The following is a 6,000-nucleotide window of genomic DNA, read 5'->3' on the forward strand; positions in this document are numbered from 1 at the left end:
CCGTCTGACCGCGAGAATGCTCGCCAAACGGCAACCTGCAAGATGGTATCGCCGAGTCTAGCGACGCTCGCACTGGCCGACTTCGCTGGCCAGTGGCACACGGCTCGACAGGCTGTTACGGCCGGGCGGGCTCCTGGCCCCAAATGAGTTTGCCGCCCTGATAGACCGTGATACGCGGGTTCTCCTTCCAGTCGATGGCCGCCGGGTCGAATGAAAAATCTTTCGACTGGTCGAGATTCGACCAATCGTCTGCGGCGAATCGGCATTGGATTTCGCCGCTGTTTCCGCCGGGCTTGATTTCCCCAGCCGCGTCGGAGAATGTCAGTTCCAAATATCCGACCGCAGTTTCGGTCGGACGATCCAAGTGCACGAATCGCCCCGCAACATTCGCCTTATCCACGGCGGCATAGTCGCACCAAAAATTACGCGCTTTGCCCGTGTCTGCCGCAAACCAATACCGCAGCTTCAAGCCGGCGAGGTCGAACGGCGCCTCGCTGAGGTTTTCGATTCGCAGGTTGCAGCGAATCTGGTTCGTGTCCGATTTTGGCTGCATGCAACGATATTCGAGCCGCAGATTTCCGGCGACGGCCGGCAGCAGCGCCTTGGCAACTGCCGAGCGGTCGGTTGGCCGCCTCGGCTTGGGCACGGGATGGTTGGCGCGCATCTGGCTGACGCCCGCATCGTGGCCGCGGCCCGCGGTAGCAGCAGGCTGGCCGGTGGATGACAGAACGACCTTCGGAGCAATTGGTCTGTCGGTCATGGCCGCGCTGGCAACGGTTTTCGGGGCGGACGCTGTTGCCGCGAATCGGTTTCTGGCAGCAACGTTCGCCTCTTGAGCATCGCTTGAATTGCGGATCAGGATTGCTGTCGCCACGATCCCGATTCCGATCAGCGGACATAGAACCATCAGCCAGCGCGGCCAAGAAGCCGCACCGAGGCCGCGACGACCGTTTGCCCGATTGATCGCACCGTTGCCACTGGTGCCGGGTTCCGACACGGCCGAGATAAATTCCAGCAGCAAGGCCCCGGATTCGGTCGCCGAGGGCGCGATCGGCGGCAGTGGTGGCGGTGGAGCAATGAGCGGACGCGGAGGAAGCGGCGGCGGAGTGCGGGCCGCGATGCCCCGCGCCAACTGCGCGCGCAGTGCGGCGTCGTATGCGGCTTTCTTTTCCGGCTTCAGCAAGCAGAGCCGAGCCGCCGCGATTTCATTCAGCAACTTTTGCGTCAGTTCCGCTTGCGGTCCGGACTGCAGCGAGCGCAAATGGATCATCCGCGCGTTCGCTGCCGAATCGATCACATCCGGATCGCGTTCGAACGGGTTGAGCGCCAGCAGCCGGTAGAAATTCGGCGGCTGCTCCGCCGGCGGGATCGCCAGCCATTTGTGATATGCGTCGAATTCCGCCGCCATTCAGGCCCTATCTGTAACGCACCAGTTCGTGCAAATCAGCGATCAATCCCGAAGCTTGATTATCCGATGCCGAAGAACATCGCGGCAAGAGCAGAGCGATCGCGATCGACGGAAGTCCGCGGACGCCGAGGTTGGCATTGGTTCCGGCCGCTTGCTCGGCAGCGCGCCGCAGCAAATAATGGCCAACTGTCGATTCGCGCCGGGGAGGCTCTTTGGATTCGTCGTTTGAACCGAAACAAACAGAGGGGACTAAATGCGACGGCTGCAAATTGAATCAATCCATGCGCGATCGGTTGTCGCGATCGTGGCAACCGCTTTCGGCATTGCACTCGTTTCGATTGCCGCCCGGACGTTCGCAGCCGACGCCGCCGGCGAATTTCGGCCCCCCGCGGTGCCGCTCGTCACCAGCGACCCCTATCTGAGCGTGTGGTCGGAAGCGGATCGGCTCACGGATGATGTCAGCCGGCATTGGACACATCATGAGCATCCGCTGGTGAGCTTGATTCGGATCGACGGCAAGACGTTTCGGCTGATGGGCCGCGAACCGCGCGACGTGCCGGCGATGCCGCAAACGGCGCTCAAGGTGCTCCCGACGCGCAGCATTTACGATTTCGACGACGGGCAAATCCACGTCACGCTCTCCTTCATGACCCCAGCCCTACCGCATGATTTGGATATTCTCGCCCGCCCGCTGACCTATCTCACCTGGCAAGTTCGCTCGGTCGATCGCTTGCAGCACGCGGTGTCGATCTACGACAGCGTCAGTTCGCTCTTGGCGGTCAATTCGCCGGATCAGAAAATCGAATGGGCGCGCGAGATGATGGGCGATCTCGTCGGTTTGCGGGCCGGCACCGTCGAACAACCCCAGCTTGCCCGGCCGGGCGACGATACGCGGATCGACTGGGGCTACATTTATCTCGCCGCTCCCGTCAAGGGCCTTCATGCGGCGATCGGCGCGGATCGCACACTCGAAAGCGATTTCGCTAGAGACGGCAAGTTGCCCGCGGCCATCGACTCGCGGATGCCGCGCGCCGCCGGCGACGAACAGCCGGTGTTGGCGATGACGCTGGATTTGGGCTCGGTCGGGTCGGAGCCGGTAGCCCGGCACGTCATGGTGGCCTACGACGAAATCTATGCGATCAAATGGTTCGGCAAGAAGCTGCGGCCCTATTGGCGGCGCAACGGCGCAACGCCGGCCGAGTTGTTCGGCGCCGCTGAACACGACTATCCGGAATTGGTCAAACGCTGCGAGGCCTTCGATCGCGATCTGATGGCCGACCTGGAAAAAATTGGCGGCCCGCGCTATGCCGAGATCGGTGCGCTGGCCTACCGGCAATGCCTGGCGGCGACCGGGATTGCAGCCGACGCGAACCGAGAGCCGCTGTTGTTCACCAAGGAAAACACCAGCAACGGCGATCTGGCCACGGTGGACGTGATTTTCCCGATGGACCCGATGATGTTGGTGTTCAGCCCGACGCTGGCCAAGGCGTCGCTGGTGCCGGTGTTGGAATATGCGGCTTCGAGCCATTGGAAATTTCCGAACGCCCCCCACGATCTGGGAACCTATCCGGTGGCGATGGGGCGCGACGACGGCGGCGAAGGCATGCCGGTCGAAGAAAGCGGCAACATGCTGTTGCTGTGCGATGCGATCGCGCAAGAAGAGCGGACGCCCGACTTCGTCGCGCCCTGGTGGCCACAATTGACGCAATGGGCCCGCTATTTGGAAAGATATGGCTCCGATCCCGAGCAGCAGCTCTGCACCGACGATTTCATGGGCCATCTGGCACACAACGCGAATCTATCGGTGAAGGCAATCCTGGCGCTGGCCGCGTATGGCGATCTGTGCCGGATGCGCGGCGAGACTGCCGAGGCCGAGCGCTACGCCGCGATGGCTAAGAAATTCGCCGCCCATTGGATCCGCGTGGCAGCGGATGGCGACCATTCGCGATTGGCCTTCGACAAGCCGAACACCTGGAGCCAGAAATACAACCTGGTGTGGGACAAGATCCTCGGGCTGAATGTTTTTCCGCCGGAAGTCGCGCGGCAAGAAGTGGCCTACTACAAGTCGATGTTGCAGCCCTACGGCGTGCCGCTCGATTCGCGCACCAAGCTGACCAAGACCGATTGGTCGCTATGGAGCGCGACGTTGGCCGACAATCAGGCCGATTTCGAAGCGATCGTGTCGCCGATCTACGACTATCTCGATCACACCACTGCCCGCAGCCCGCTCGTGGATTCCTACCTGACCAACGACATCCACAGCGACGGGATGCACGCCCGGCCGGTGGTGGGCGGTATTTTCATCAAGCTGCTTGCCGATCCGGCGATGCGCAAGAAATGGTCGAACGGCGACGTGCAGAAGGTCGGCAATTGGGCGCCGCTGCCGCTTCCGCCGCAGGTGAAAACGGTCGTGCCGAGCGGTCAGCACGAAGCCGTTTCCTGGCGCTATACGCGCGCCAAGCCGCCGGCGGATTGGACCGATCCGAAATTCGACGATAGCGGCTGGAAGGAAGGCGCGGCCGGATTCGGCGCCCGCGGCACGCCCGGCATTGCCATCCGCACGGTTTGGAACACCGACGACATCTGGCTGCGCCGCAATTTCACGATGCCGGCCGGAAAATTTCACGACCTGCACTTCAGCGTCTTTCACGATGAGGATGTCGAAATCTATGTCAACGGTATCCTGGCGGCCGAAGAGAAAGACTTCATCACTTCGTATCAACCGCTGGAAATCCGCCGCTCCGCGCTAGCCGAGATGAAGCCTGGCGCAAAGCTCACGCTCGCCGTCCACTGCCACCAAACCGTCGGCGGTCAGGGGGTCGACGTCGGATTGGTCGAAGTCGAAGACATCAAGAATTGATCGATTCGCGAGCATGCCACTGGTGTTCGATGCGGCGCATCAGCAGCGCCGAATCGAATTCGACTGTGCCACGCGGAAACCGCCTCGCGTCGTCGAAAAAGCTCGATTCGACATGATCGATCGCGAGCGGAGTGGTCGACCAACTGAAGCTTTTTAGCTCCAAACCGTCGAAAACGCCGGGCATCGGTGTCGCCGAATAGCCGAGCCCGCCGCGGCGAAAAAACTCCGAGGCCGCGTCGAGCGAACCGAACACCGAATCGCCCGGCAGCCGGTCCGAAATGCGGGCATCGACGGCCAGGTGCGTGAGCCCGTCGTCGCTATCGAGCCGGATTCCATAGCGGCCATCGGCTTCGTGAACCTGGAACCGCGCATGATGTTGGTAGCCGGGAAACAGCCGGCCGCCGACCAAGCGGTTCAAGTGCGACGACGTGTCGCGCCGCGGAATGTAGACGCCATTGCGCGGCTCCCCCGTGGGATCATCCCATTCGACGGCAATCCGATGTGCGGCGTTTTCGCTCCCGAGCCCCAGCGAAGTGAACCAGTCGGGCACCATCCGCGGCGTAAATCGCGAAATGAATTCGGGCCGGACCTGTGCCAAGCGAATCAGGCAGATCCCCGCCATTCCCACGCCACCGACCAGTTGCGGCCGAAACGGCTCCGGCAACACGCGCCGCAGCGCATCGGCTTCGACGCGGTAGTTCACCAAAATCCGCCGATCGATCAAACCGCGAATGACGGGGAGTTGCATGGGCTTTGGAGGCGAAGGCTCGGCCGAAATAACGTTCCTGCCCTCTCCCGCAAGCGGAGAGGGGTCTGTGAAGAAGGTTGTTTTTCGGCCGAGGCTAAAGGTTGCAGGACTGAAGCCTACAGGGCAAAGCAGGCCGGCCGCTTGGATCGGCCGAGAAGCAAACCGCAGCGGCGAAGGAGAATTAACAGCCCGCGGCCACTGTTGCTGCTAACCCGAATTATTCGTCACGCCACACCAGCCCGAAGCGTAAGCGAGGAAGCCACCGCGGCTTATCCTCGCTAATGGCTACTATTTCGCAGCGTGTCGCGAATTCCTAGCACTATGAATAATCGGGCTAATGCATTGTCGCCTTCATGGCAAGCCAGCAGTAGCCCCCGGTTTCCCTTCCCCCTTGTAGAGTGGTTATGAGGTGAGGGGGGCGGTTCGCCGGTGTGCCACTGGCCAGCGCAGTCGGCCAGTGCGAGCGCCGCTTGAGTTCGCACACAGATGGAACCTCCAGCGGCGTGCGTCCCTCGCTAACGCTTCGGGCTACAATGCGCTCGCCGGTGGCACACCGGTTCCCCTCTCCCCTTCGCGGGAGAGGGGTTAGGGTGAGGGGGGCGTTCGCCGGTGTGCCACTGGCCAGCGTAGTCGGCCAGTGGAGCGCCGCTTGAGTTCGCACACAAATGGAACGTCCGGCGGCGTGCGTCCCTCGCTAACGCTTCGGGCTACAATGCGATCGCCGGTGGCGCACCGGTTCCCCTCTCCCCCTTCGCGGGAGAGGGGTTAGGGGCGAGGGGGCGTTCGTCGGTGTGCCACTGGCCAGCGCAGTCGGCCAGTGGAGCGCCGCTTGGGTTCGCACACAATGGAACGTCCAGCGGCGTGCGTCCCTCGCTAACGCTTCGGGCTACAATGCGTTCGCCGGGGATTCGTACCTCAAAGCCTCGCAGTCTCAAAGTCTCACAGCCTCCAAAGCGTCGTTGCACTGGGTTGCCATTCGCATAA

The 6,000-nt window shown here is 62.2% G+C and carries 3 protein-coding genes; 1 reads left to right on the forward strand and 2 read right to left on the reverse strand.

Features of this window, described 5'->3' with window-relative positions; translation table 11 throughout:
• Positions 1-115: 115 nt before the first annotated feature.
• Complete coding sequence (locus VHX65_13845) at positions 116-1,408, reverse strand: cellulose binding domain-containing protein (GenBank protein HEX3999630.1); 1,293 nt, start codon at positions 1,406-1,408, stop codon at positions 116-118.
• Positions 1,409-1,712: 304 nt separating this feature from the next.
• Between VHX65_13845 and VHX65_13850 the strand changes: the two genes are divergently transcribed.
• Complete coding sequence (locus VHX65_13850) at positions 1,713-4,268, forward strand: DUF4965 domain-containing protein (protein HEX3999631.1); 2,556 nt, start codon at positions 1,713-1,715, stop codon at positions 4,266-4,268.
• On the opposite strand, the gene VHX65_13855 is transcribed toward VHX65_13850, so the two are convergent.
• Positions 4,258-5,016, reverse strand: a complete 759-nt coding sequence (locus VHX65_13855; GenBank protein HEX3999632.1) for a hypothetical protein — start codon at positions 5,014-5,016, stop codon at positions 4,258-4,260. The genes VHX65_13850 and VHX65_13855 overlap by 11 nt on opposite strands.
• Between the last annotated feature and the right edge of the window lie 984 nt (positions 5,017-6,000).

This window comes from Pirellulales bacterium (genome assembly GCA_036267355.1).
In the GTDB taxonomy this organism is placed as follows: domain Bacteria; phylum Planctomycetota; class Planctomycetia; order Pirellulales; family DATAWG01; genus DATAWG01.

Excerpts from the sequence above, each read along its gene's own strand:
- VHX65_13845 (HEX3999630.1), bottom strand. The coding sequence starts at position 1,408 with ATGGCGGCGGAATTCGACGCATATCACAAATGGCTGGCGATCCCGCCG.
- VHX65_13855 (HEX3999632.1), bottom strand. The coding sequence starts at position 5,016 with ATGCAACTCCCCGTCATTCGCGGTTTGATCGATCGGCGGATTTTGGTG.